This is a genomic window from Novosphingobium aquae, from assembly GCF_037572715.1.
Classification (GTDB): Bacteria; Pseudomonadota; Alphaproteobacteria; order Sphingomonadales; family Sphingomonadaceae; genus Novosphingobium; species Novosphingobium aquae.
This window is the reverse complement of the sequence record NZ_JBBHJY010000001.1, coordinates 981,666-1,007,946: the sequence shown is the minus strand read 5'-3', so window position 1 is coordinate 1,007,946 and position 26,281 is coordinate 981,666. Positions and strand designations below refer to the sequence as shown.

Annotated in this window: 27 protein-coding genes; 18 read left to right on the top strand and 9 right to left on the bottom strand. The window is 63.0% G+C overall.

Features of this window, described 5'->3' with window-relative positions; all coding sequences use genetic code 11:
• Window positions 1-141 precede the first annotated feature (141 nt).
• Entirely contained in the window at window positions 142-612 is a 471-nt protein-coding gene (locus tag WG900_RS05055; RefSeq protein WP_339965211.1) for a hypothetical protein, read from the top strand.
• Here the strand turns inward: WG900_RS05055 and rsmA are convergent, their stop codons facing one another.
• The 4 genes from rsmA to WG900_RS05035 form a co-directional block, all read right to left on the bottom strand.
• On the bottom strand, window positions 613-1,422 hold the full coding sequence (gene rsmA, locus WG900_RS05050; RefSeq protein ID WP_339965209.1) for a 16S rRNA (adenine(1518)-N(6)/adenine(1519)-N(6))-dimethyltransferase RsmA: 810 nt from the start codon (window positions 1,420-1,422) through the stop codon (window positions 613-615).
• Window positions 1,419-2,435, bottom strand: a complete 1,017-nt coding sequence (pdxA, locus tag WG900_RS05045; RefSeq protein ID WP_339965208.1) for a 4-hydroxythreonine-4-phosphate dehydrogenase PdxA — start codon at window positions 2,433-2,435, stop codon at window positions 1,419-1,421. The genes rsmA and pdxA overlap by 4 nt, the downstream gene beginning before the upstream one ends.
• 7 nt (window positions 2,436-2,442) lie before the next feature.
• Window positions 2,443-3,792 (bottom strand): peptidylprolyl isomerase, encoded by a 1,350-nt coding sequence (locus tag WG900_RS05040; protein ID WP_339965206.1) that lies wholly within the window; start codon window positions 3,790-3,792, stop codon window positions 2,443-2,445.
• A 148-nt stretch (window positions 3,793-3,940) separates the two neighbouring features.
• A complete protein-coding gene (locus WG900_RS05035) occupies window positions 3,941-6,172 on the bottom strand; it encodes an LPS-assembly protein LptD (protein WP_339965205.1) in 2,232 nt (743 codons plus the stop codon).
• A gap of 173 nt (window positions 6,173-6,345) precedes the next feature.
• Here WG900_RS05035 and WG900_RS05030 point away from each other — a divergent pair, with 173 nt between their 5' ends.
• The 6 genes from WG900_RS05030 to WG900_RS05005 all read left to right on the top strand — a co-directional run bounded on the left by WG900_RS05030 (window position 6,346) and on the right by WG900_RS05005 (window position 9,957).
• Window positions 6,346-7,803: a leucyl aminopeptidase gene (locus WG900_RS05030; RefSeq protein WP_339965204.1), complete on the top strand. Its 1,458-nt coding sequence runs from the start codon at window positions 6,346-6,348 to the stop codon at window positions 7,801-7,803.
• A gap of 14 nt (window positions 7,804-7,817) precedes the next feature.
• On the top strand, window positions 7,818-8,249 hold the full coding sequence (locus WG900_RS05025) for a DNA polymerase III subunit chi (protein WP_339965202.1): 432 nt from the start codon (window positions 7,818-7,820) through the stop codon (window positions 8,247-8,249).
• Window positions 8,250-8,341: 92 nt separating this feature from the next.
• Window positions 8,342-8,764 carry a nucleoside-diphosphate kinase gene (gene ndk / locus WG900_RS05020; RefSeq protein ID WP_339965200.1) on the top strand — a complete coding sequence of 141 codons (423 nt, stop codon included), beginning with the start codon at window positions 8,342-8,344 and terminating at the stop codon, window positions 8,762-8,764.
• 138 nt (window positions 8,765-8,902) lie between these two features.
• Window positions 8,903-9,148, top strand: coding sequence for a YdcH family protein (locus tag WG900_RS05015; protein WP_339965199.1), 246 nt, complete (start codon window positions 8,903-8,905; stop codon window positions 9,146-9,148).
• A 65-nt stretch (window positions 9,149-9,213) separates the two neighbouring features.
• The gene (locus tag WG900_RS05010; protein ID WP_339965198.1) at window positions 9,214-9,459 is read left to right on the top strand and encodes a hypothetical protein; all 246 of its coding nucleotides are present in this window, start codon (window positions 9,214-9,216) and stop codon (window positions 9,457-9,459) included.
• A 69-nt stretch (window positions 9,460-9,528) separates the two neighbouring features.
• Window positions 9,529-9,957 (top strand): DUF3617 domain-containing protein, encoded by a 429-nt coding sequence (locus tag WG900_RS05005; RefSeq protein WP_339965196.1) that lies wholly within the window; start codon window positions 9,529-9,531, stop codon window positions 9,955-9,957.
• Window positions 9,958-9,969: 12 nt separating this feature from the next.
• Here the strand turns inward: WG900_RS05005 and purN are convergent, their stop codons facing one another.
• Window positions 9,970-10,923, bottom strand: a complete 954-nt coding sequence (purN, locus tag WG900_RS05000) for a phosphoribosylglycinamide formyltransferase (protein ID WP_339965194.1) — start codon at window positions 10,921-10,923, stop codon at window positions 9,970-9,972.
• Complete coding sequence (purM, locus tag WG900_RS04995) at window positions 10,916-12,019, bottom strand: phosphoribosylformylglycinamidine cyclo-ligase (protein WP_339965192.1); 1,104 nt, start codon at window positions 12,017-12,019, stop codon at window positions 10,916-10,918. Before purM ends, purN begins: the two co-directional genes overlap by 8 nt.
• Window positions 12,020-12,121: 102 nt before the next feature.
• Between purM and WG900_RS04990 the strand changes: the two genes are divergently transcribed.
• From WG900_RS04990 to WG900_RS04975, 4 genes are read left to right on the top strand one after another with little or no spacing between them, the layout of a single operon-like run.
• Window positions 12,122-13,402 carry a heavy-metal-associated domain-containing protein gene (locus WG900_RS04990; RefSeq protein WP_339965190.1) on the top strand — a complete coding sequence of 427 codons (1,281 nt, stop codon included), beginning with the start codon at window positions 12,122-12,124 and terminating at the stop codon, window positions 13,400-13,402.
• 3 nt (window positions 13,403-13,405) lie between these two features.
• Entirely contained in the window at window positions 13,406-14,017 is a 612-nt protein-coding gene (locus WG900_RS04985; RefSeq protein WP_339965189.1) for a P-loop NTPase family protein, read from the top strand.
• 28 nt (window positions 14,018-14,045) lie between these two features.
• Window positions 14,046-14,759 (top strand): serine O-acetyltransferase EpsC, encoded by a 714-nt coding sequence (epsC, locus tag WG900_RS04980; RefSeq protein ID WP_339965188.1) that lies wholly within the window; start codon window positions 14,046-14,048, stop codon window positions 14,757-14,759.
• On the top strand, window positions 14,756-15,097 hold the full coding sequence (locus tag WG900_RS04975) for a DUF2794 domain-containing protein (protein WP_339965186.1): 342 nt from the start codon (window positions 14,756-14,758) through the stop codon (window positions 15,095-15,097). Before epsC ends, WG900_RS04975 begins: the two co-directional genes overlap by 4 nt.
• Before the next feature lie 61 nt (window positions 15,098-15,158).
• Here the strand turns inward: WG900_RS04975 and WG900_RS04970 are convergent, their stop codons facing one another.
• A complete protein-coding gene (locus WG900_RS04970) occupies window positions 15,159-16,208 on the bottom strand; it encodes a hypothetical protein (protein ID WP_339965183.1) in 1,050 nt (349 codons plus the stop codon).
• A gap of 84 nt (window positions 16,209-16,292) precedes the next feature.
• Complete coding sequence (locus WG900_RS04965; protein ID WP_339965181.1) at window positions 16,293-17,201, bottom strand: SDR family NAD(P)-dependent oxidoreductase; 909 nt, start codon at window positions 17,199-17,201, stop codon at window positions 16,293-16,295.
• A gap of 206 nt (window positions 17,202-17,407) precedes the next feature.
• On the opposite strand from WG900_RS04965, the gene WG900_RS04960 reads away from it, so the two are divergent.
• Window positions 17,408-18,829: a porin gene (locus tag WG900_RS04960; RefSeq protein WP_339965180.1), complete on the top strand. Its 1,422-nt coding sequence runs from the start codon at window positions 17,408-17,410 to the stop codon at window positions 18,827-18,829.
• 3 nt (window positions 18,830-18,832) lie between these two features.
• On the opposite strand, the gene WG900_RS04955 is transcribed toward WG900_RS04960, so the two are convergent.
• A complete protein-coding gene (locus tag WG900_RS04955) occupies window positions 18,833-19,513 on the bottom strand; it encodes an HAD-IA family hydrolase (protein WP_339965177.1) in 681 nt (226 codons plus the stop codon).
• Between the two features lie 62 nt (window positions 19,514-19,575).
• On the opposite strand from WG900_RS04955, the gene glmU reads away from it, so the two are divergent.
• The 6 genes from glmU (at window position 19,576) to WG900_RS04925 (ending at window position 26,264) form a co-directional block, all read left to right on the top strand.
• Window positions 19,576-20,952, top strand: coding sequence for a bifunctional UDP-N-acetylglucosamine diphosphorylase/glucosamine-1-phosphate N-acetyltransferase GlmU (gene glmU / locus WG900_RS04950; RefSeq protein WP_339965174.1), 1,377 nt, complete (start codon window positions 19,576-19,578; stop codon window positions 20,950-20,952).
• 56 nt (window positions 20,953-21,008) lie between these two features.
• A complete protein-coding gene (locus tag WG900_RS04945) occupies window positions 21,009-21,245 on the top strand; it encodes a ribbon-helix-helix domain-containing protein (protein ID WP_339965172.1) in 237 nt (78 codons plus the stop codon).
• On the top strand, window positions 21,242-21,607 hold the full coding sequence (locus tag WG900_RS04940) for a PIN domain-containing protein (RefSeq protein ID WP_339965170.1): 366 nt from the start codon (window positions 21,242-21,244) through the stop codon (window positions 21,605-21,607). Before WG900_RS04945 ends, WG900_RS04940 begins: the two co-directional genes overlap by 4 nt.
• A 19-nt stretch (window positions 21,608-21,626) precedes the next feature.
• On the top strand, window positions 21,627-23,450 hold the full coding sequence (gene glmS, locus WG900_RS04935) for a glutamine--fructose-6-phosphate transaminase (isomerizing) (RefSeq protein WP_339965167.1): 1,824 nt from the start codon (window positions 21,627-21,629) through the stop codon (window positions 23,448-23,450).
• Window positions 23,447-23,818: a GFA family protein gene (locus WG900_RS04930; RefSeq protein ID WP_339965164.1), complete on the top strand. Its 372-nt coding sequence runs from the start codon at window positions 23,447-23,449 to the stop codon at window positions 23,816-23,818. Before glmS ends, WG900_RS04930 begins: the two co-directional genes overlap by 4 nt.
• A 196-nt stretch (window positions 23,819-24,014) precedes the next feature.
• Window positions 24,015-26,264 (top strand): putative bifunctional diguanylate cyclase/phosphodiesterase, encoded by a 2,250-nt coding sequence (locus WG900_RS04925; RefSeq protein ID WP_339965329.1) that lies wholly within the window; start codon window positions 24,015-24,017, stop codon window positions 26,262-26,264.
• The last annotated feature ends 17 nt before the right edge of the window (window positions 26,265-26,281 follow it).

The window sequence follows — 26,281 nt, the reverse complement described above, 5'->3', positions numbered from 1 at the left end:
TTGGGAAAGATGTTGCATCTGAAACCACCCTAACCGCTTGTGCGCGAGGGATCAAACCGGGCCAGTCGGATTGCCTGCATTTACCACTTGTTTGCTCGACTGGCGCTAAACGCCGAGCTTTGCAGGGGAGGGGAACCCGGCATGAAGGACCGGATCGAGCCAAGGCACAAGGTGCTGATGCGCGGCAGGCTGCATGGCAGCGGCTTTGCGCGTGATGTCTGCGTGCTCGATGCCTCGTCACGCGGTCTTTTGTTGACGCTCGCTCAGCCGCCAGCGCGGGGGGAGATGATCGACATTCTCGTCAATGGTCACACGCTGTTCGGGCAAGTCGAATGGAGCAAGGGGCGCCGTATGGGCCTGCGCTTTCGCGAACGGATCGATGTGCTGGCGTTGATCGCCGGAGAAACCGGTTCGCTCGACCTCAAGCGTGCGCAGGCAGTCCGTGCGCGGCGATCCCCGGCCGTGGCGCTCGACTGGAGCCGGTTTATCGCCAACCGAATGCAGTTCGTGGTGGCCATCGGTTTGATGGCCATCGGCGCCTGGCTTCTGTTCGATCTGGTCAGGGGTTCGGTAGGCGCGCTCGACGACATATCGCGCTTCCTCGCGCATTGATCAGCCAAGTTCGCGGGCGAGCGCTACGAATTCCGCTACTGACAAGGTTTCAGCGCGCCGCTGCGCATCGATTCCGATGGTCTCAAGCGCAGCGAGGGCACCGGGCAGGCCCTTGAGGCTTTGCCGCAGCATCTTGCGGCGCTGGCCAAAGGCGGCTTCGGTGACGCGTTCGAGCATGCGGGCAGATACGCCCTCAGGCATTTCAGCCGGTTCGACATGGATCACTGCCGACATGACCTTGGGCGGCGGGGTGAAAGCGCTGCGATGCACTTTCATCGCGATACGCGGTTTCGCTCGCCACTGGGCCAGTACGGCGAGGCGGCCAAAGGCATTGCTGCCAGTGTCCGCGATGATCCGTTCCGCCACTTCCTGCTGGAACATCAGTGTGAGCGAAGACCAGCGCGGCGGCCAGCTCTCACCGGAAAGCCAGCCAACGAAAAGCGCTGTCCCAACATTGTACGGCAAGTTGGCGACGACGTGATATGGCCCTTCGATGCCATGATCGACCTTGGTCGCATCGCCCTCGATCACGCGCAGCTGGCCGGGAAAGGACTCGCCAAGTTCAGCCAGCGCAGGAAAGCAGCGCTTGTCCATCTCGATCGCTGTGACCATCGCGCCGGCGCGGAGGAGGGCGCGGGTGAGGCCGCCGGGGCCGGGCCCGATCTCGAGAACCTGCTGGCCCTGCAGCTTGCCTGGAATCGCAGCAATGCGACTGAGCAGTTGTTCGTCGAGCAGGAAATTCTGGCCGAGCGCCTTCGATGCGATCAGGCCGTGGCGATTGATAACCTCGCGGAGCGGTGGCAGCGTCATGCCCGCGCCGCCCGGCGATGCGCCATTTCGCCGGCCATGCGGATCGCCGCGATCATCGCTCCGGGATCGGCTATGCCCTTGCCTGCGATGCCGAAAGCCGTGCCGTGATCGGGCGAAGTCCGCACAATCGGCAGGCCGAGAGTTACGTTGACGCCCTCGTCGAAATTGAGCGCCTTGATCGGGATCAGGGCCTGATCGTGATACATGCAGAGAGCAACGTCAAAGGTCTGGCGCGACCGGGGTGTGAACAGCGCGTCGGCGGGATGCGGGCCGGTGGCGTCTATGCCGATCTCGCGCAATTCCGCTATGGCCGGTGCGACGATGGTGGTGTCCTCCTCACCCATCCGGCCTTCCTCGCCGGCATGCGGGTTAAGCGCGGCAATCGCAATGCGCGGCGCAGCGATGCCGAAGTCGCGGTTCAAGGCCTCGGCAACGATCCGCGCCTTGCGGACAATCAACGCGGTGCTGATCAGCCCCGGCACATCTGCCAAAGCGACATGAATGGTGAGCGGTACGGTGCGCAAACTGGGTCCGGCGAGCATCATGACTGCGTTATCGGCATTAACGCCGCAGGCCGCAGCAACGAATTCCGTTTGTCCAGGGTATTCGAAGCCGATTTCAGAGAGCCGCGCCTTGGCCACAGGGCCGGTCACCATGCCTGAAGCCTGACCGCCCCGGGCCATTGCGGCGGCCCATTTGAGAGAATCGTACGCCAGCCATGAGCCGTCGGTGTCGGGCTCGCCGGGCCTCCAAGGGCCACCCAATGCTCCGAGCACGGGTAGACCGTGAGCAAAGGCCACGGCGGCCTCGGCGGGGTCTTCGATCGGAATGACTGAGAAGGCTGACGCCAGTGTCAGGCCAACTTGGTCCAGCACATCGCGTCCTCCGGCGACGAAGAAAGGACGCAATTCCGCACATTCGCGCCGCAACCAGGCAGCCGCAATCACTTCGGGTCCGACACCCGCCGGATCGCCCAAGGAGACTGCCAGGGGCGAATCCGCAAACGGGGTCATCATTGCATTAATTGTATTCGATCACCGCATCGCGGCGAAGATCGCGCAGATAGGCCTGAGCACGCTTATTCACGCGGTCATCTTCAAGCTGCGACATCATGTCCTCGAACTTCGGACCGGCGTCGACCTGAGGATCGTCACGGCCGCAGAGCATGAGCATGCGCACGCCTTCCTGGACCGAACCGAACGGCGGCGATGTTTCACCCAGCGACAGCCTGAGAAGGGTTTCCTGCAGCGGACCGGGCAGGTCGCGCGCCTTGACCTGGTCGTTTTCGACCACGGTGGCGCCAATCGATTTGGCTACGGCGTCAACATTGCCGCAGCCTTTGGCGCCCCTGATCGCGGTGGCAAAGTCGCTGGCGCGCTTGCTGGCATCGGCGTCGGAGGTGCCGGCGGGGAAATCGATCGAAATCTGCTTGAGCGAAAGCAGCGCATCACGCGGATCGGCGGTCAGCACGGCGCGCTTGTCAATCAACACCAGGACCGAGAACCCGCCCGGAATCTGGACTGGGCCGACCAACTGGCCGGGCTGAAGGCCGGCTGCTGCCGTGCTGAGTTCGGTGGGCAGTTGGGCCAGACGAATCCAGCCGAGATCGCCGCCAACGCTTTTCGTCGACGCTTCCGAATAAGTGCGGGCCATGGCCGAGAAGCTGGCGCCTGCCTTGACCTGCTCGACGATCTTCTTGGCGTTCTCATAGACAGCGGCCTGGCTTTCAGGCGTTGCGGCAAGGAAGATTTCGCCGATGTGGTATTCCTCGGTGCCCTTAGCCGCCTTGAGGCGTTCCATGGCTTCCTTCACCTCTTCCTGCGAGACGTTGACGAAGGGGTGGACGTTGCGGCGCAGCAGGTTGTTCCACGAAAGCTCGCCCTTGATCTGCCGCTTCAGCGACGCGGGCGAAGATCCGATGCGCGTCAGATAGGCGTCCATGCCCTTGGGATTCTGCGGGAAATTCTGCTGCGAAAGACGCGCGTAGGACGCATCGACTTCGCTGTCCTTGACGTCGAGTTCCTGCGCCCGGGCTTCCTGGATCTGCAGGGTTTCATCGATCAGGTTGCGCAGGATCTGGAGGCGAAGCCGTTCCATTTCCTCGGGCTGGATCTTGCCCTGGTTCGCCGACACGACGAGCGCTACGCGCTGGTCCACTTCGGTGCCAGTGATGATGTCACCATTGACGATTGCCGTCGCGCGGCGGTTGTTCGGATCATTCTTGCCGAAGATCTGAATGTTATCCGGCACGGTAATGCTACCGCGCGTGGCTTCGCCGGCATCCTGGGCAATCGCCGCAACGCCTGCGGTTGCGATGGATATGGCCAGAATAGAACGCCCGTAACGGGCAAAGCGAGAAGCAGTAATCACCGTTGTTCAATTCCCGTCTGCGGCAGGCAAAAGCTGCCCCCAAAGCCTGCCCGAGCTCGTGCAGCCGGTCGGCTGAACCTTAGCTGAGCATTGTCGCAGGCGCGATAGCGGCTTTGTCAGCCCGTGGAAACACCTGACTAACGCGCGCCTAACGAATGCCCAGGTTCCGCAGGGCGAAATAGACCTGGAACGTATTTCCGCGCCGCGCATCGCCCGTGGCTACGAAATCGCGCCGCCACGTCAGGGCCAGTTCAAGACAATCGTCTTCATAAGCCACGCCAAGGCGTGTCCGCAGCGGCTGCCAACCGTCCGACGTGTTGAGCGGATCTTCGTTGCGGTCGGTCAGGTTGACCACGCCGGCGCCAAACACCGACCAGTTCTTGTTGATCGCCGCGCGCGCCGAAAAGCGCAGTTCCTCGCGGTCCTGAAGATCCTCGACCGTGGTTATGTCACGGTTCAACCGCAGGTATCCGACCTCGGCATAAGTCCGCGCGCTGCCGACCGTCGCGTCGAATTCGTTGCGGCGGATCGCCAGACTGTCCTTGTCGACCCGGAAGCGATGCGTGAGCTTCACGAAATCGCGGAAGCGGACTTCGGTGCGGCCGACAACGTCCGATGACCGGCTGGAAAGTCCGGTGCCATCGGGGAACAGCGTGGGCTTGCTGGTCAGGCTGTAGGACTGGCCAATGGTCGAATTGATCCGCCAGCCGGGTGCCTGCCAATGCCAATCGACGCCGTAAACGAACCGAACGCCGTCTTCGATTCGGTCGTAGCCGGGGAAACGATTGAGGGCGAACAGGTTCGAGTCCTCAAGATCAATGGCTCGGGCATCCTCGTTCGGAACGGCGAGGTTCTTGATCGTCGGGCTGGCGACAATCTGGAAGCGCGGGGTGAGGACTTGTGTGCCGTTCATGAACTTGCCGACCAGTGGCCACTTCACGTCGATCGCGGCGGTAGCGATGCCGCGGGCTTCCCAGCCGGGATTGCCGCGATAGCTAACCGTCTGGGTCAGGGCGTTGTCGGACGAATGATAGACGTCGCCGCGCACAAGGCCTGTGAGGGTGACCAGTTGTCCCATGCCGGTCATGCGGGTCAGGTCCCACTTGGCACCCGCAAAGGCGCGCTGGGTTTCCTGTCCGCTCGAGCGCGTGATGCCGAGCGAGTTGAGCTGCAATTCGAGCTTGCCGCCGCCGATCCCCTGAATGCGCTTGCGATAGTCAATTACCGGGAAGGCAACCGGCACCAGTCCCTGACTGTCTCCTACACGCAGCGTCTGGGTCGCCCAGCCGGCCACCGACAGATAGCTGTCGTTGGTGATCCGCTCCAGTTCGACTGTCGAGCGCAGCCGGTCGTCACGGCTGATGTCATAGCGGCGCAGGAACGTCCGGTCGCTTGCCAAGCGGATTGAAGAGGTGAGGCTCCAGTAGGGATCGAACTGGAAGCGACCATTGGCGAACAGATAGCCGCGCGCCTCGGTCTTGCTGACGCTGCCCGGGGTGCCGACCGGGATCAGCGCGCTGCGGGTAATGTAGCCGGTGATCTGGAACGCGCCCTTGTCAGCCAATTGGCGATACTGCGTTGATATCATCGGCGCGGCTTCGGTAAAGACGTGACCCTTGATCTGGACGTCGCGGTTGTCGCCAAGGCGCTGGTAATAGCCCTCGCTGATTTCCACGCCGTTCGATGCCGACAGGCGCACGTCCGGGATCAGCAGCCCGGAAATTGCGCGGCCATCGGTTGCGAGCATCAGGCCGGGCAGCGGCAACAGCGAAATGCCGAACAGTTCGATCCTAGCGCCCCGGAACTTCAGGTTCTTGCGGTTGGGATCGTAAGTCACTTCTGCTGCATTGACGCGCCATGTCGGTGACTTGGGACAACCCTTGTCATCCTCAACCGAGCAGCCGGTATAGGACGCCTTGGTCAGGATGATATTTCCAGCCTCGTCGCGTCGGCCCATTTCGGCAGCCACGCGCCCACCTTCACGCAAGGCGATCAGCAGGTTCTCCATCGCCCCGGCCTTGAGCTCGTCGGTCAGCTCGACGCGGTCGGTGAACAGCTGGTTCCCGTCCTGATCGATCAGGCGGATATTGCCGCTCGCGACAATCTGCCCTGTCTTCTGGTTCCAGGTGACCGAATCGGCGCGGACCGATTGGCCAGACCGGCGCAAGACGACATCCCCCGTCGCGGTGACCGTTCCATCTTCGTAGCCGTACTGGACCTGGTCTGCCTCGAAACCGATCGGACCAGTGCCTTCCGCTGCGCCCGAAAACGGCAGCGAGGGCGCAGGCTCGGTCGGGTTTACGGCCTGTTCGATGGGCCGCACCGGCGTGGAGGTAGTTGCATCGTCCTGAGCATGAGCCGGGCTGAAACCCAGCGCCATTGCAAGTGCAGCTACGCCGGCCAGCCAGCGGTGTGCACCTGTTTTCCTGATTGATTGCGGTAATACCAAGGCCGGGAGCATCCCTTGCCTATCGCACCGCCCGCGCCTAACTGCAATCCGCGATGGCGGCCGAAAGATGCAGGCTGCCGCAAACTGTTTGAGCCGGAGATTCCATGAAGATTTCTTTTGCCGTCGCGCCCACAGCCGACGCCCGTGTCATTGCCCGCCCGGTCAACCAGAATTCACCGCTGGCCAATCTTGACCCGGCGATTGCCGAAGGCGCGAAGGTAACGCGGTTCGCCGGCAAGGCCGCGCAACTGTTCGAAGGCTTCGTTAGTGAGGGCGGCAAGATCGTCCGGACTTTTCTTCTTGGCGTGGGTGAAACGGGCGACAGCGCTCGTGCCGGCAATCTCGAGAAGGCCGGCGCTGCCCTGACCGCGCGCCTGCTCACCTCGGGTGAAACCATGATTACCGTCGATTGCACCGGTTCGGGCCTGACCCCCGCCGATGTCGCCAGCCTCGCGCTGGGCGTGCGGCTGCGGGCATGGCGGCACGATGGGTATCGCACAACGATGAAGGACGATCAGAAGCCTTCGCTGGTTGAAGCCGTGTTCGTTGGCGCGCCTGAAGGTGCCGAAGCCGTGTGGCAGGTTGAAGCGGCCGTTGCCGAAGGCGTCGAATTCACCCGCGAACTGGTCACTGAACCGGGCAATGTCATTTACCCTGAAAGCTTCGTGGCGCGCTGCCAGAAGCGGTACGAAGGCACAGGGCTCAAGGTGTCGGTGCTCGATGATGCCGAGATGATGGCGCTCGGCATGGGCGCGCTGATGGGCGTGGCACAGGGATCGCCGCGGCCGGCGCGGATGCTGGTGATCGAATGGAACGGCGGCGGTGACGCGAAGAAGACCGCATTCGTCGGCAAGGGCGTGACCTTTGACACGGGCGGCATCAGCCTGAAGCCGGGTGCCGGAATGGAAGACATGAAGTGGGACATGGGCGGCGCCGGAGCGGTTGCCGGGGCCATGCTCGCGATGGCTCTACGCGGGGCGAAGGCCAATGTCGTTGCGGTCTGCGGGCTGGTTGAGAACATGCCCGACGGCTTGGCACAGCGGCCGGGTGACGTTGTGAAGACCATGTCCGGCCAGACGGTTGAAGTGATCAATACCGATGCCGAAGGCCGCCTCGTCCTTTGCGATGCGCTGACCTGGGTGCAGAAGAATCACGCGCCTGCGCGTATCCTTGATCTTGCGACGCTGACCGGCGCGATCATCGCGACGCTGGGCAACGAATATGCCGGCATCTTCTCTAACGACGATGGGCTGGCCGATTCGATCCTCGCTTCGGGCAACAAGGTTGGCGAGCGTTTATGGCGCCTGCCGATGGGCCCCGCTTATGACAAGATGATCGACAGCCCGATTGCCGACATGAAGAACATGGGCTCCAAGTACGCCGGCTCGATCACGGCAGCGCAGTTCCTGCTGCGTTTTGTTGAAAAGGGCACCCCTTGGGCGCACCTCGACATTGCCGGCATGGTGTGGGCCGACAAGCCCGGCGCGACTTGGGAAAAGGGCGCGACCGGATACGGTGTTCGCCTGCTTGACCGCTTCGCGCGCGATACGCTCGAAGGCTGATCGGGCGAGGGCCGATGCGCGTCGACTTCTATCACCTGACGCAATCCTCGGCCGAGGATGCCGTTGCCCAGATTGGCCAGAAAGCGCTGGCGCAAGGGCAGCGGATGCTGGTGGTGGCAGAAGGGCGCGACCGGCTGCAACGCTTTGGCGAGGCTCTGTGGGCGCGCGAGGGCGCTTTTCTTGCCAATGGCATGGCCGGCGGCGTGCATGATGCGCGCCAGCCGGTGCTGCTGTCCGAAACGGTCGAGCCAGCGAACGGCGCGCAAATCCTCGCGCTTGCCGATGGCCAGTGGCGCGAGAGCGAAGGATTCGCCCGCGTGCTGTTCTTCTTCGATGGCAGCGTGATCGAATCGGCGCGGCTGCGCTGGCGCGACGTCAAGGCGCGTGAAGGGATCGAATGCCGCTATAACAAGCAGGAAGGCGGCCGCTGGATCGAAGCCGGCTGAGCCCTGCCTTGCGGCGGCGCGCTTTCCCGGCTAGGGGCGCGCCCAACCGGAAAACGGACCTATCAACCAACACCCTTGTCAAGGAACAGACCATGGCGGTTACCCGCACCTTTTCGATCATCAAGCCCGACGCCACCCGTCGCAACCTGACCGGCGCGGTCACCGCGATGCTTGAAGAAGCCGGCCTTCGCGTCGTTGCTTCGAAGCGCATCCACATGACCAAGGAACAGGCGGAAGGCTTCTACGCCGTTCACCGCGAGCGTCCCTTCTTCGGCGAACTTGTCGAGTTCATGATGAGCGAGCCGGTTGTCGTGCAGGTCCTCGAAGGCGAAGACGCCGTGACCCGCAACCGCGACATCATGGGCGCGACCAACCCTGCTGACGCCGCCGAAGGCACGATCCGCAAGGTTCACGCGCTGTCGATTGGTGAAAACACTGTTCACGGTTCGGACTCGGAAGAGAATGCCGCTATCGAGATCGCCTACTTCTTCAAGCCGGAAGAAATCGTCGGCTGATTGGCCCAAAGCCATCGCAATTCAAAAGGCCGTCCCATCCGGGGCGGCCTTTTTTGTTGCCGATTTGATACGCCGCAATGTCGGGATAGGTGCTAGCGATGAAAGAGGGGCGGTCTGATACCATTCAAAGGATTGCCGATGTCCAATACCCCGCATGTTCTGGCCGATGTGTTCCCACAAGACCACGCCGTGCTGCACGAACTCAAGCTCGCAAACCCCCATTTTGTCACGCTTTCCGAGCGTTATCACGAAGTGAACGATGAGATTCACCGCATCGATGCCGGTATCGATACGCCTTCGGACGACTATGCCGAGACGCTGAAAAAGAAGCGTCTTGCGCTGGTTGACGAGATTTCCACGATCGTTTCGGCGGCAAAGGCCTGAAGAGGCTGCGCAGGCCTTTGCCAAACCCGCCGGAATGACTATCATCGCGGCAAAGGAGTGCGGTGATGGATGGTATGGGCGGTGCAGGCGAGGCCTGTCCCTTCGAGTTCAACTTTGACGAAAAGACTTTCAAGGTTGGTGATTCAGTAAGTTACCGCGTCACAGGCAGTCTTGAGGGCTTTCCCTTCGTCGGCACGCTGGTCGAGGTGCATGACGCTCATGTGATGATCGCTGGCGATCCGAATGACCCGGCAAAGGTCTATCGCGGCACGCGGGAAAGCCGCCCCTTGGTGGATGAAAGCGAGATCTGATTGCGGCGCGTACAAGGCGTCTGCATCGGCATTGCAACGCTTGCGCTCGTTGGTTGCGGCAGTGAAGCCGTGAACGAGGCACCGGTGGACATGCAACCGGGGACTTACCTGGTGGATTTCAAGGCTCCGATGTTCGGCGCCGATATCGCCCAGACCACCGAGGCAAAGCGCTGCATCAAGGGTGACCCCGAATATGTCCCGACCAAACTGGTGCGATCCTACATCTTGCTCGCACCCGAATGTGCGACGGCGAAGTTCGAGCGCAAGGGCAACCAGCTGACGGGTTCGGTAACCTGTGTGCTCGACCAGCAGCTGGCGACAGGCAAGGCGATCGTTACCTTTGATGGAACCATTGCCGAAACTTCGCTCAGAGGCACGATGAAGATCGACATGCGGATTACGGCGTCGCAGGACCCTCAGGCGCAAGCAGCGGCAGCGCTTTTGTCGAAAGTGCCCATCCCGTTTCGCGCCGAACGCACAGGCGATTGCTCGAACTGAGCGGGCAACACGTCAGAACGCGTCGGCGGCGTCCAGCAGAGCGGTGAGCCGCTTTGGAGCAACATTGCGCCAACTGCGCGCCAGCCACTCGTCGACCGTTTCCCAGTCCAGTCCCGAACGGTTCAGGATCACCCCGACCCAGCCCGAAGCGCCGTAATAGGCGGGCCTGAAATAGGCGTCGGGGTTGCTCTCGACCAGGCCGTCCAGTTCGTCCGGGCCGCTGGTCCGCGCAAGCAGGGCGATATGCGGTGTACCGTGGTGCTGGTCGGCGAAATGGGCGAAGTATTTGCCGCCGACCTGCCAACCCGGCGCACCGTGCGATTCGCGCTCTTCGGTCTCGGTCAGCGCGAGCGCCCGGCGGCGGACTTCGGTGAGCAGCCAGTCGGCGCTGCTACCGCGCGACACGAGCTTGGCGAGGCAGCGCGAATAGAGCTGGTGTTCGGCGATCAGCACGCGCGCCGCCAGTGTATCTGCCGTGTCGCCGGGAATGATCGCCACCGGCGTCTGGCCGAGCGCCGGGCCGTCATCGAGTTCTGCTGTCACCAGATGCACCGTGCAGCCGCCGTGGCTGTCTCCGGCCTCTATGGCGCGGTCGTGGGTGTAAAGGCCGGGATATTTCGGCAACAGCGAGGGGTGAATATTGAGCATCCGACCCTGCCAGCCCGAAACGAATTCGGGTGTAAGGATGCGCATGTACCCGGCCAGCGCGACATAGTCTGCGCCGGATGCGCGGATCGCTTCGTCCATCGCGCGGTCGTGGTCGGCGCGGGCCATGCCCTTGTGCGACAGGGAGAATGTGGGAACACCCTCGGCCTCAGCCAGCTTCAGCCCGCCCGCTGCCGGATCATTCGCCGCGACCAGCACGATCTCGTAGGGGCAGTCCTCCGCCCGGCTGGCATAGAGCAGCGCGGCCATATTGGTGCCGCTGCCCGAAATGAGGACGGCAACCTTTGACCGTTCAGGCAAGGTGGATCGCTTCCCAGCTGCCGCGCGATGACCAGACTTCGTCCGCGCCCTGAACGGTGCAACCGCGTGCTCCGTCTTCGATTGCGCCGATCACGAAAACGGTTTCGCCAGCGGCTTCAAGGTCAGCCTTGACCGCCGCAGCATCTTCGGGAGCAACGGCCAGCACCATGCCAATGCCGCAGTTGAAGGTGCGGGCCATTTCCTCGGGCTCGATATGCCCCTGAGCTTGCAGGAAGGCCATCAGGCGCGGTTGTTCCCAGGCGCCCGCATCGATGCGGGCGTGCAGCCCCTCTGGCAGGACGCGCGGCACGTTTTCGAGCAGGCCGCCGCCAGTAATATGGGCGAGAGCATGGATCTTGCCATCGCGGATCACCGGAAGCAGGCTCTTCACATAAATACGCGTCGGTTCGATCAGGTGGTCGATGAGCAGTCGGTCAGCATCGAACAGGGCAGGGCGGTCCAGCTTCCAGCCCTTGTCCTCAGCGAGGCGGCGCACCAGCGAGTAGCCGTTGGAGTGGACGCCCGAACTGGCGAGGCCGAGCAATATGTCGCACGAGGCTACCTTGCTGCCGGTCAATTGCTCGCCGCGCTCAACTGCGCCAACGCAGAAGCCGGCGAGATCGTAGTCACCTGCGGCATACATTCCCGGCATTTCCGCCGTTTCGCCGCCAATCAGCGCGCAGCCGGCCAGCTTGCAGCCGTCGGCTATGCCGGCGACAACGCGTTCGGCCACGCCATTGTCGAGCTTGCCGGTGGCAAAGTAATCGAGAAACAGCAGCGGCTCGGCGCCCTGAACGATCAGATCGTTGACGCACATCGCGACAAGATCGATGCCGATGCGGTCATGCCGGTCGTAATCGATCGCCAGCTTGACCTTGGTGCCGACGCCATCGTTCGCGGCCACCAGCAGCGGATCCATGTACCCCGCCGCCTTCAGGTCGAAAAAGCCCCCAAACCCGCCAAGTTCAGCGTCCGCGCCGGGGCGGGCCGTGGCTTTCGCAAGCGGGCCAATCGCCTTGACCAGCGCGTTACCTGCGGCGATCGAGACGCCGGCAGACTCGTAAGAATAGCTCTTCGGGGGCGTTTTATCTTCCATCGCGAGCGCCCCTAACCTTTTCCCGCTTGGATTTCCACGGATGATTAGGCAAAAGGCGCTCGGTTTTCCCCGATGGCAGTCGCACCCGCTCTTCCCGCCCGCTTGGCACCCCTCCGTACAGGCAAGTTCCCATTTTCGAAGGAACCCGTTCTGAAGGGGATCGCTTGCGCCTGCCTGCTCGCGCTCGCCGTTGCCGGAATCGCTCGGCTTGTCGCCCAGATCGAAGGCGATCGCGGGATCAATCCGGTGGCGACATCGCACGATATTGAAATCAGCGGAATCGAAGTCAATGTCACTGGCAAGTCGGCCGAGGAAGCCCGTCAGGCCGGTTGGGAAGAGGCGCGGCGCAAAGCCTGGGAACAGGCTGGCGGCCCCAAGATTTCCGACGATCAGATTGAATCGTTCGTCGCCTCGATCGTTGTCGAGCGTGAACAGATCGGCCCACGCCGTTACATCGCCACGCTGGGCGTGATCTTTGACCGTGCCCGCGCCGGGCAATTCCTCAGCGCCGCAGACGGCGTTGCAGCGCGTCATTCCGCGCCCATGCTGACCATCCCGGTGCTCTATTCGGGCGGCGTCGCGCAAGTCTATGAAGTGCGCGGACCGTGGCAAGCCGCCTGGGCGCAATACAAGGCAGCGACCAGCGGTATCGATTACGTCCGTCCCTCTGGCAGCGGCGGCGATTCGTTGCTGCTCACCGCCGGACAGACGACTCGCCGTAGCCGCGCATGGTGGGCAAATATCGTCGGCCAGTTCGAGGCTTCCGACGTGCTGGTTCCCGTCGCCCGGCTCGAACGTCAGTGGCCAGGCGGTCCGGTGCGCGGCACGTTCACGGCGCGCTATGGACCGGACAGCACGTCGCTCGGCTCGTTCACGCTGACCGCGAACAAGGAAGCTGACCTGCCGGTCATGCTGGCCAACGCGGTCAGGCGGATCGACGCCATGTATAACGAGGCTCTCGCTCGCGGTGACCTCAAGCCCGACCAGACTCTGCGCCAGCAGAACGAGCTCGATCCGGCACTGGCCGCCATCATAGCTGCGGCGGCACGCATTGAAGCGGGCAATGCTCCGGCGGCGAGCACGACCACGACCAACGGCGCGACGCCATCGGCCACGCCAAGCGCGACTCCGACGCCCGAGGCCAAGATTTCGACGATTACCGTGCAGTTTGCCTCGCCCGATGCCAAGGCGCTGGATGCCGTGCTGTCCTCCGTCCGCAGCGTGCCGGGCGTGCGCGGCGCGTCGACCAGCAGTCTGGCGATGGGCGGCACCTCGGTCATGCGCGTGACTTTCGCCGGTTCGATCGATGAACTGCGCGATGCCCTGCGGGCGCGGGGCTGGTCTGTCTCGGCCGGCGGCAACGCGCTCAGCATCAGGCGCTAGGACTTGCGGCAGATCCCGCTTCCGCTCGGCACCGGCGCCGGCCCTTCGCGCATTGTCGTGGGAAGCGCCAACAGCCAGGCGATCGAAGCCTTCGGACAAGTGCATGACTGGCCTTTCCGTACCGCCGTGCTGTTCGGCCCGCCGCATTCTGGGAAGAGCCTGCTGGGCCGCTGGTTCGCCGATTCGGGGCTGGGCGACATGATCGACGATGCCGAGACGATGGACGAGGCCGACCTGTTCCACCGCTGGAACCGCGCGCAGGAGCAGGGCCGGGCCTTGCTGGTTGTGGCGAATGCAGGCGAAGGGGGCTGGCAGATAAAGCTGCCCGACCTCGCATCGCGCCTTGGCTCGGCGCTGCACCTTGAAATCAGCGAGCCTGACGACGCGATGATGGTGGAACTGATCGCCATCCATGCCGAGATGCGCGGACTGGCTTTGGGGCCTGATGCAGCCGCCTATCTTGTCCCACGGGCAGAGCGTTCCCATCTGGGGGCCGAGCGGCTCGTCGCCGCGATTGACCGGTTGAGCATGGAACGCAAACAGGCGCCGACTTTGGCGATCTGGCGCGATGCGCTCGACGAAACCCTCGGGGCAAGCCAACCACGCTTGCTTTGAATGCGTGAATGGGGGACAATTGCGCGTCATGTTCAAGAGCCTGATCGAATACCTGGACTCGATTGTCGCGCGCGATCCCGCGCCGCGATCCCGCTGGGAAGTGCTCCTGTACCCGGGCGTCTGGGCCGTGGGCTGGCACCGCATCGCGCACTGGCTGTTCGAAGCACGGATGTTCTTCCTCGCCCGCCTGATCAATCACATGTCGCGCTTTTTCACCGCGATAGACATTCATCCGGGTGCGACCATCGGCCGCCACCTGTTTATCGACCACGGCTTTACCGTGATCGGCGAAACGGCGGAGATCGGTGACAATGTCACGATCTATCAGTGCGTAACGCTGGGCGGCACGAACCCGGCCAACGGCATCGGCGGCAAGCGGCACCCGACGCTCGAGGATAACGTCATCGTCGGTTCGGGCGCGCAGATCCTCGGCCCGATCATCGTCGCCAAGCGCGCGCGCGTAGGTGCCAATGCCGTGGTAACCGAGGACGTGCCTGAAGGCGCGACCATGGTTGGCATGAAGGCGCGCTCTACGCTGGTTCCGGTGGAGGCCTGGCAGAAGGACTTCATTCCTTACGGAACGCCCTGTTCCGACCGGTTCGATCCGGCCACGCAGAAGTTCGAAATTCTCCAGTGCGAAATGGAAACCATGCAGAAGCGGCTCGCCGCGCTGCTGGCGGAACGTGATGCCGAAGCGGCAAAGGTCGCGCCGGTACGTAAGCGGGGCAAGAAATCGGCTTGAGCACGGTAATCACCCCGTTTCCCAACCAGCGGCCGGCGCAAGTCGGCTTTGACCGCACTGAACTGCAACGCATCCTTGACCTCTACGGCCGCATGGTCGCGGCGGGTCAGTGGAAGGACTACGCGATAGATTTCAGCCGCGATTCTGCGGCTTTCTGCGCGTTCCGCCGCGCCGCCGAACGCCCGCAGGTTCGCATCGAGAAGCGGCCCGCGCTGCGGAGCAAACAGGGCATGTGGACCTTGTTCGGCGAGGCGGGGCAGGTGCTGAAGCGTGGGCAGGAGCTTCCGGGCATTCTCTTTCCTATCGAGCGCAGGTTGCTCAAAATCGTTGAGGACTGAGCCCAACACGAAAACGCCCCCGGCATGGCCGAGGGCGCTTCGTTGTCTTTGGCAGGCTACCTCAGGCGGCGAGCATGCCTGTCACCGGCAGGCGGCCCTGCAGGTCGCCCGGCAACTGGCTCACCACCGAACGACGGATCGGGCTCCAGAAGGCGGACAGCGTCAGTAGGGCCGAACCGATCACCAGTCCGGTAACTGCAACGTTGAGCTCGACCATGCCGAACTGGCGGAACAGGAAGGTCAGCGCGACCAGGACATAGACAAGCGCCGATACCAGCAAGGCGCGGCGGTCAATTGCCAGCGCAACCAGACCCATGATGATGTAGATCGCAATGACCGCAATGGCCGAGGCCGGGGCGATGTTCTCGCCATCGTTGATGCCGACCCAGTTGAACAGCGGGTGGCAGATCATCGGCGCGGCGACGAGGTGGAGCCAGAATGCCACGTCGCTGCGGCGGGTTTCACGCGACCGGTCGGACATGTCCCAGCGCATGGCGAAGGCGAACACGGCGAGTCCGGCGATGAAGATGATCGGGAAGAGGTAGCGCTCTGCATCGTTGCTGCCCTGCGGGATGAGAGCAGCGGCGATCAGCGCGATCAGGGTGGCGGAGACGGCAGCAGCCCCGGCTGCAATCGTGATCGGCACCATGAAGCGGCGCCAGTGCAGCCAGGTTCCTGCAGCCACGAACAGGCCGACGGCAGCAACGACTAGCGATGCGGCGGTGTCGCTGATGGTGTCAAAATTCTCGGCCATGATCTCGATCGGAGCCGCAGCAAGTCCTCCAGCGAAGCCGATCAGAAGGACGATCGAGGGCAGGGCCATGCGGCGCTGGCGGGTGAAGTATTCCGCCATTCCCCATGCCGAGACCGCTACCAGCGCCCCCGCGAGTCCGGGCACGATCGACTGCCCGATCCCGGCAACCGCCGCCATCAGCAGGACCGCTGCAATGGTCACGAAGATATCGTTGAATCCGGTAATCAGCCGGAAGTGCTCTTCATCGACTGATGGCGCATCGCGCGATCCGGTGACGTGGAGCCGCAATGCTTCTGCCGACTCGTGGCTTAATGCCCCGGCGGCGACTGCGGATTGAAGATCTGCTTCTGAATACATTGGGCATCCTCCCCTGTGATGGGTGAAGGATGCCCGATGTGTATTATTGCGTCAATACACTATGTCAGTAGGGTGCGGCGATACTCAGCCAGCCTTGGCCTGCTGCAGCAAGGTCATGGCGTGCATCGATTGTTCCATGCCGCTCTGGATCACCTTGTCGCCGAACTGGCGCGAAATCTCGCCCCAGGCCTCGGCAAAGCCTTCGACCGAGCACGAACCCGGCGGCAGCAGCACGCCCTCGTTCATGGTCACGAAAGCGCTCTGGAACACGCCCGCGCCTGCACCGACGATGGCATTGGTCGGCGCATCCTCGGACACGAGGTAAAGCGCGGCAGGGACCACGTTTTCAGGGCTGAAGGCCTTGAAAGCTTCTTCCGGGAAGATGTCCTGCGTCATGCGCGTGCCGGCGGTCGGAGCCAGCGAATTGACGCGGATGTTGTTCTTCGCGCCCTCAAGATAAAGCGTCTTGGCCAGCCCGACGATGCCCAGTTTCGCCGCGCCGTAATTCGTCTGGCCGAAGTTGCCGCCTAGGCCGCTCGATGAGGTGGTCATCAGGATGCGGCCATAATTCTGCTCGCGCATGGTTTCCCAGCAGGCCTTGGTAGCATAGGCCGATCCAAACAGGTGGACCTTGACCACCAGTTCGAAATCCTCGGGCTCCATCTTGGCGAAGGTCTTGTCGCGCAGGATGCCGGCGTTGTTGATCAGGATATGGACGCCGCCCCAGGTTTCCTTGGCCTTGGCGACCATCTCGACCATCTGGGCATATTCGGTGACCGAACCACCGTTCGACATGGCCTCGCCGCCAGCGGCCTTGATCTCCTCGACCACGGCCAGCGCCGCGTCGGAATGGCCGGTGCCATCGCGCGAACCGCCAAGATCATTGACCACGACTTTCGCCCCGCGCCGCGCCAGTTCGAGCGCATAGGCCTTGCCCAGCCCGCCACCTGCGCCAGTGACGATGGCGACCTTGTCCTTGAACGAAATGGTCATGTCGATCCTCCTCCTCGCGCCAGCGCGGCGCTTATCTCAAAGCGGCGCATGACACGGGAATCTGCGCGCTTCAATGGCTTTCGCTGCAAGCCGCCGCGCCGTAACGTCAGCCGCGCAGGCCCGTTTGCAACAAGCCGTCAAAAATCTGTCACGTGCTTGTCCTAATAGTGCCGCCGAATCGTCATAACGGCCAAAGGAAGCCACTCATGCCCATCACCTCACGCATTTCCGTCATCGCGCTGGCATGTGCGTCTGGCTGGGCCATGCCCGCTCAGGCGCAGGACGCCGATCTCAAGGCCATCCAGCAGCAGATCGCGACAATGCAGTCGCAGATGCAGGGTATGCAGCAGCAGATCAATTCGCTCCAGTTGCAACTCGGCCAGGCCAACGCCCGCGTAGCCGCCGCCGAAACGCGCGCAGTCAGCGCCGAGATGCAGGCCAGCGCCGCGACGTCAGCACTCGCCAAGGCTCCGGCAGCGAGCGTCACGGCCAAGCCGGCAACCGACATCACATGGGACGGCGCGCCCAAGCTCGCCACCAAGGATGGCTGGAGCTTCAAGCCGCGCGGGCGCATGCAACTGGATACGGGCGGCGTCAACGCTCCGGCGGGCATCGCCTCGGCGCAGAGCCTGGGCTGGGGCACGGAATTTCGCCGCGCCTACATCGGCTTCGACGGCACCGTTCCCGGCGGCTTTGGCTACCGCGTGGAGGCTGACCTTGCGGGCAGCTCGGTCGAACTGACCGACGTTTACATGACCTACAAGGCCAACCCGAAGCTCACCTTCACCATCGGCCAGCATAAGCCCTTCCAGTCAATGGAAGACATGACGTCGGATCTGTTCACCAGCTTCATGGAGCGCGCCGCGTTCAACAGCGGGTTCGGCTTTGAACGCCGGGTCGGCGTGAGCGCAACGTATCAGGGCAAGGTGGTACTGGTGCAAGCGGGTGCCTTTACCGACAACGCCGCCGACCTGAACAATGATCGCAACAACAGTTACAGCTTTGATGGCCGCGTGGTCTTCATGCCCAAGCTTGGCGATGCCCAGCTGCATCTTGGCGGCTCGGTTCACTACCGCGATTTCAACGACGCGCAGATCAGCACGCGCTATCGCGCCCGTCCGTTCATCCACACCACCGATGTCCGCTTGGTTGATACCGGCGTATTCGCCGCCACGGGCGAGCGTTCGATTGGTGCCGAATTTACCTATATCAATGGCCGCTTCCACGCGACGGCGGAAACCCAGTGGATGACCGCGCTGCGCCCCGGACTGGCTGACCCCAACTTCAACGGCGGCTATGCAGAAATCGGCTACCTGCTGACCGATGACACCACGGCCTACAAGGGCGGGGCCTATGACCGCATCCGCCCGAAAAGCCCGCTGAACAAGGGCGGCATCGGGGCGATCCAGATCAACGCTCGCTATGACTGGCTGAACCTTGACAGCGGCGCGATCCTGGGCGGCAAGCAGGAAATCGCCGGTATCTCGGCGATCTGGATGCCGACTGACTATGTTCGCTTCATCGCCAATTACGGGCACATCTGGCTGAACAACGCCGCCGTACCGGCAGGCGCAGTCCGGAATTATTCGGCGGATTCAATCGGGATGCGCGCCCAGTTCGACTTCTAAAAGTCAGTTCGGCTTCTGAAGACCGATCAGCGCCGGCACCAGATCGTCGAAATGGCCGATCACGGTGTCGGCGCCAAGCTGGTCTGCCGGCAGGTCATTGAAACCGAATCGCACGGCCACGCAGGGCAGGCCTGCTGCACTGGCGGCGCCGGTATCGAAAGTCGTATCGCCAACATAGGCTGCCGGCCCTCCGCCGAGGCGCTCGACCATCAGGTGCAGCAGATCCGGTTCAGGCTTCTGCCGGCCGCGCCCGAGTGTGTCGCCGCCGATGATAGTCGCGAAGCGGTCCGTCAGGCCCAGTTCTTCCAGAAGTTTGCGAGCCAGCGATTCGAGCTTGTTGGTCACCAGCGCCACCTGCACGCCGTGCCCGGCAAGTGCGTCCAGCATCGCTTCTCCACCCGGAAACAGGCGGGTGTGAACCGCGATATTGTCGGTATAGAAGGCGATGAAGGCTGCGTGCACTTCAGCCAGATCAAGATCACCGGGACCGCCGCTTTCCGCCAACGCCCGGTCCAGCATTTGCCGCGCGCCACCGCCGATATAGGCCCGCGCCAGATCGAGCGGCACCGGATCGCGCCCGGCTATCCCAAGCGCGTGGTTGAGCGCATGGCCAAGGTCGGCATGGGTATCCAGCAGCGTGCCGTCGAGGTCGAACCCGACGATGCGAAAGGGAAAATCGGTCATCGCCGGTTCCGATGGCGCGCCGTTGTGGAAACGGCAAGCATTTGGTGGCAAGTGCTTGGCGCATGAGCACCGTTAGCCACGCCAGACCACTTGCCGTCGTGATTCTCGCCGCCGGCAAGGGCACCCGCATGAAAAGCGACCTGCACAAGGTTCTCCATCCGATCGCCGGACGCCCGATGATCGAACACCTGATGGCCAGCGCGGCGGAACTTGCGCCGCAGCGGCAGGTCGTGGTGGTCGGGTCAGGCCGCGATCAGCTTGAAGCAGCAATGGGTTCGCGCGCGACAATCGCGGTGCAGGAGCCACAGCACGGCACTGGCCATGCGGTGCAGCAGGCCGAGGCGGCGCTCGCCGATTTCGATGGCGACGTGCTGATCCTTTATGGCGACGTGCCGTTCGTCAGCGCCGGCACGATGCTGGCGATGATTAACCGCCTGCACGGCGAGGATGCGCCAGCCGTGGTCGTACTGGGCTTTGAGCCAGAGCAGACGCTGCAATATGGCCGAGTCATCGTTGAAGGCGACCGCGTGACCAAGATGGTCGAGCACAAGGACGCAAGTGATGCCGAACGCGCCTGCCGGCTGTGCAATTCCGGCCTGATGGCCGTGCGCGCGGCGGACCTGTTCGGGCTGCTTTCGCGCGTTGACAACGCCAATTCGCAGGGCGAGTACTACCTCGTCGACATCGTCAACATCGCCAATGCCGACGGGCGCAGCTGCGCGGTGGTGATTACCGCCGACTCCGACGAAGTCGCCGGGATCAACAGCCGAGGCGAGCTGGCTGAGGCGGAGGAGCGCTGGCAAAAGCGCCGGCGCGTGCAGGCGATGGCCGATGGCGCGAGCCTGATTGCACCCGACACCGTGTGGTTCTCATGGGACACCGCGCTTGGCCGCGACGTGCTGGTCGAGCAGAACGTGGTTTTCGGCCCCGGTGTCAGCGTGGCGGACAATGTCCGAATCCGGGCGTTCAGCCACCTTGAAGGCGCAACGCTGGCATCAGGTGTCGAGGTAGGCCCCTACGCGCGTCTCCGTCCCGGCGCGGTGCTGGAGGAAAAGGCCAAGGTCGGCAATTTCGTCGAGGTGAAGAAGGCGACACTGGGCAAGGGCGCCAAGGCCAACCACTTGTCCTACATCGGTGATGCGGAAGTCGGGGCAGGGGCCAACATCGGCGCTGGCACGATCACCTGTAATTATGACGGCTATTTCAAGCACAAAACCATCATCGGCGAGCGGGCCTTCATCGGTTCCAACTCCGCGCTGGTGGCCCCAGTAAAGATCGGCGCCGATGCCATCGTCGGGGCAGGTAGCACGGTCACCCGCGACGTGAGCGAGGGCGAACTGCGAATCGTGCGCGGCGAACAGCTGGTCAAGCATGGCTGGGCAGACCGCTTCCACGATGCGATGAAGAAGAAGAAGTCTGAGGCGAAGGCGAAGGAATGATCCAAAGCGGTAAAAACGTTTGTTGATATGATATCGCGATATGATATCGAGACATCATGCGCATCCTCGCTGACCTTCCTGACGAAGATATCGCTTGGCTCGATAGCTACGCGGCCGAGCAGGGCAAGTCGCGCGCGGCGGTGATCCGCGATGCTGTGACGGCCTACCGTTCCAAGCATCGCGACTGGCTGGAGCAGGGCTTCGGCCTCTGGACCCGTTACGGACAAGGCGCAGACGGCGCCGAGTATGAGGCCGAGATTCGCAAGGCGTGGGATACAGGCGATCTTTCGTGACCGAGACCTATTTCGACTCAACTATCGTCATCGACATGCTGTCTGGCCATCACCTGGCCATGGCGGAATTGCGGCGCGTCGCTCGCCCGTGGATCAGCCGGATTACCTGGCTGGAGGTCATGGCGGCGGTTCCGGCACCGGTGCGTGACGAGACCGAGGCCTTTCTGGCGAATTTCTCAACCCGCGAAATCAGCCCGGAAATTGCCAAGCGCGCGGCGATGATGCGGGTCGACCGGCCGGCGCTCAGCCTGCCGGCGGCGCTTGTCTTTGCCGCGGCGCAGGACCATGGCGCCATTCTGGTTACCCGAAATATCAAGGATTTTCCGGCAAATATCCCGGGCATCCGCGTTCCCTACACCTGAATTGAAAGGCTTCTGAAGCATGTGCGGCATCATCGGTATCGTCGGCAAGGAACAGGTCGCGGATCGGCTGGTCGATGGCCTGCGCCGGATGGAATATCGCGGTTATGACAGTGCCGGGGTCTGCACCGTCGCTGACGGACAGCTGATCCGCCGGCGCGCGCCGGGCAAGCTGGCGAACCTTGTGGTCGAGCTGGAACGCAGTCCCGCGCCCGGCACCACCGGCATCGCCCACACCCGCTGGGCCACTCACGGCGCGCCGACGGCGGCCAATGCGCACCCGCATGCCACCGATCACCTCGCGCTAGTGCACAACGGCATCATCGAGAATTTCCGCTCGCTTCGCGAAGCGCTGACGGCGCGTGGCAGTAAGTTCGAAAGCGACACCGATACCGAAGTCGTCGCCCATCTACTTTCCGAACAGGTCGCCAGGGGCCTTTCGCCTGAGGAAGCCGTCAAGGCCGCTATCCCGCAACTGCGCGGCGCTTTCGCGCTGGCCATCGCTTTTCGCGAACACCCCGACATGCTGATTGGCGCGCGGCTCGGCTCGCCGTTGGTGGTGGGCTATGGTGACAGCGAAACCTATCTAGGCTCGGACGCGCTAGCACTCGCCCCGCTGACCCAGCGGATCACATATCTCGATGAAGGCGACTGGGTCGTCATCACCCGCGACGGCGCGAAGATCTATGACAAGGACAACACTCCCGTAGAGCGCGAAATCGTCGCTTCGGGCGCGTCTGCGGCGGCGATCGAGAAGGGCAATTACCGCCACTTCATGCAGAAGGAGATTTTCGAGCAGCCGACGGTCGTGGCTCAGACCCTGCGCTCCTACGTCCGCCAGGTCGATCAGACCGTAGCCCTGCCGCAGTTCGATTTTGACCTCTCGTCCATCAGCCGCGTCACCATCGTCGCCTGCGGGACGAGTTTCTACGCCGGCATGGTCGCCAAATACTGGTTCGAACAGTTCGCCCGCCTGCCGGTCGACATTGATGTCGCCAGCGAGTTCCGTTACCGCGATCCCGTGCTTGAACCCGGTGGCCTGGCGCTGTTCATCAGCCAGAGTGGTGAGACCGCCGATACCCTCGCAGCCCTGCGCCATTGCAAGGCAGCGGGCCAGACCATCGCCGTCGTCGTCAACGTGCCGACCAGTTCGATGGCGCGCGAGGCGGACCTGCTCTTGCCAACTCACGCCGGACCCGAAATCGGCGTTGCCTCGACCAAGGCGTTCACCTGCCAGTTGGCCGTGCTCGCGGCGCTGGCTGCCCATCTGGCCGTCAAGCGCGGCCGCCTGGACCGTGCCGAAGAGGCTGACATTGTCGAGCAACTGCTCGAAGTGCCGGCCTGCCTCAATGCGGCGCTGGCGCATGACAGCGAGATTGCCGCCATGGCGCACCTGATCGCACCAGCGCGCGACGTGCTCTATCTCGGGCGCGGTCAGGACTATCCTCTGGCGCTGGAAGGTGCGTTGAAGCTCAAGGAAATCAGCTACATTCATGCCGAAGGCTATGCAGCAGGTGAAATGAAGCACGGCCCCATCGCGCTGATCGACGAAGCCGTTCCGGTAATCGTCCTCGCGCCGTCTGGCCCGCTGTTCGAAAAGACCGTGTCGAATATGCAGGAAGTGCGCGCGCGCGGCGGCAAGATCGTGCTCATTTCCGACCGCGAAGGTCTGGCAGAGGCCGGCGAAGGCTGCCTTGCGACCATCGAAATGCCCAAGGTCCACCCGCTGATTTCGCCGCTGGTCTATGCCGTGCCCGTGCAGCTCCTCGCTTACCACGTGGCCTGCGCCAAGGGCACTGACGTTGATCAGCCGCGCAATCTCGCCAAGTCGGTGACGGTGGAGTGAAGGTCAGCGGCGGCTGCCACTGCGGTGCAGTCCGGTTTTCCTTCGAGGTGCAAGAACAGCCGATCATTCTCGACTGTAATTGCTCGATCTGCAGCGCGACCGGGTTCCTTCACCTGATCGTGCCGCACGACCGGTTCGAGCTTGAGGCGGATACGGAGATGCTGCAATCGTACCGCTTCGGCACTGGCGCGGCGAACCACCTGTTTTGCAAGAATTGCGGAATCAAGAGCTTCTACCAGCCGCGCTCGCATCCCGAGGCCTGGAGCGTCAACCTGCGTTGCCTTGATCCGGGACACGGGCTTGAAGCGCGTATTGAAACGTTTGACGGCCGAAACTGGGAAGCGGCGAAAGCGGGACTCTCCGAATAAGGATGTCCACCTAAGCAAGTTTGCACTTAAACGGCTGACCGCTGGACGATTTACGCCGCGCTAACATATTTGCGTTAGACCCGGGCTTGTGAAGTCAAACGCGCAAGAACCTGCTGCCGCGCCGCGCAGCCTGCCGGCCAGCCTGCTCCTCGGAATTTCCACTCCGCAGGAAGGGGATTGGGTGCGCCTGCGCGGCATGCAATTTGCCAGCCTGGCACCGACCACGGTCCATCGGTTGATCGCGCACGGTATTGCTGCGCTGGGTGCTGCGCATATCCTGCTTGCCGAGTTCGGCCTGGTGACCATCACCGGTTGGCTCGTCGGCCTTGGCGGCGCGCTTGCCTATACCGCGAAGGTTGATCGCCTGCTGTCGGACGCCGATCGCCGGGTGATCACGCGCGGTGAAATGTCCGCGCAGACCTTCGCCTATTTCCTCGTTTCGCTCGCCTGGTCCGTGCCGATGCTGCTGCTGGCCATGGGCGGGACTCCGTTGATCAAGCTTGAGCTGTGGACGATCCTTGCCATGCTGCTGGCAGCGCAGGCGGTGATCTGTCCGGCTATCCCGCTGGGAACGATCATTTTCGGTGCCTTGGCCGGAACCGTTTCCATCTCGCAATTCCTTCTTTCGGGCATGATCGATGCCGCCGCCGCCGCCGGCGCACTTGTCGTGTTCGTTGCGCTTGGCGCGGTAGAGGGCGCGCGGAATTTCTTGACCTCGCGTATGGCTGAATCGGCGATGGTGGAAAAGAACGAGGTTGTTTCTCTCCTGTTGCGTGAGTTCGAGGAGGGCGAGGCCGACTGGCTTTGGCAGATCGATCCTGCGCGCCGGGTGCGTTCTATCAGCCCCCGCTTTGCCTTTGCCCTGGGCATGGACCCCGAAGAAATTGACGGCAAACCGTTCATCCAGCTGATCGCCGGCGATGCCTGGGATACTGGCCAGTTCCCGTCCAGCCTGCACGACCTTGCCGAGCGATTGAAGCAGCGGGACAGCTTTTCGAACCTGCTGGTGCGCGTTACCATTCGCGGCGAGGCCCGCTGGTGGGAGCTTTCAGGCACGCCCAAGCTCGACGAAAAGGGCAATTTCGATGGCTTCCGCGGCGTGGGTTCGGACGTTACCGAACAGCGCGAAAGCGCCGACAAGATCGCCCATCTGGCGCGGTATGACACGCTGACCGGCCTGCCGAACCGCCTCATGCTCACTGAATCGATGGGCGAGGCCATGCGGTTTGCCGAGCAATGGCGCACCAAGTGTGCGTTCCTCATGATCGATCTCGATCGCTTCAAGGCGGTCAACGATACGCTCGGCCATGTCGTTGGCGACCAGCTCCTCGCGCGCGTTTCGGCGCGGCTCAAGGAGATCATGACCGAGAACGAGCTTTGCGGACGGCTTGGCGGCGATGAATTCGCCATCGTTATCCGTGATGCCTCTGACCTTGGCCGGGTCGAGCATGTTGCCAAGGCCGTGATTGAGCGCCTCTCGCTGCCTTACGAGGTGGATCACCATACGCTCTATGTCGGTGCCTCGGTCGGTTCGGCTGTTGGCCCGCGCGATGGGTCCACGGTGGAAACGCTGATGCGCAACGCCGATCTTGCGCTCTATCGTTCAAAGGATGCCGGCGGCGGCGTGCATTGCACCTACGAACCGACACTTCACGCCGATGCGGAAGAACGCCGCAAGCTCGAATTCTCGCTGCGCCGCGCGCTGGAGCTGAACGAGATGTCGCTCAACTACCAGCCGGTGGTTGATGCCCAGACCGAACAGGTCGTCAGTTTCGAGGCCCTGCTACGCTGGAACAGCCCGGAACATGGCTCAGTCAGCCCGGCGAAATTCATCCCCATGGCCGAAGACACGCGCCTTATCGTGCCGATCGGCGAATGGGTGCTGCGCGAGGCTTGCCGCGAGGCGACGCGCTGGCCTGGACACGTCAAGGTGGCGGTCAATGTCTCGGGCGAGCAGCTGCTCGATCCGCACTTCTCCACGACTGTGGTTGCCGCTCTGGCCGCATCGGGCCTGCCGCCCGCTCGGCTTGAGATCGAGGTTACCGAGAGCATCTTCGTCCGCGATGGCACCACCGCGCGCAACACACTCGAACAGATCATGGCGCTGGGTTGCTCGGTGGCGCTCGACGATTTCGGCACCGGCTATTCGTCGCTCGGTTACCTTCGCAAACTGCGCTTCTCGACCATCAAGGTTGACCGCAGCTTCGTTCAGGGTGCCGCGACCGGCAACCCCGAAAGTCTCGCCATCATCCGCGCTGTTGTCGCCATGGCGCAGAGCCTTGAGATGACGACGACGGCTGAGGGCGTGGAAACCGAGGCGGAACTCAACATGGTCCGCAACCTCGGCGCGAACAAGGTTCAGGGCTATTACTTCGGCCGTCCGATGGTGGCGAGCGAGGCCAACCGTCTGTTCTACCAGCACAATGCCGCGCGCGGCGCTGCCTGAGTTAAGAACGACCGGGG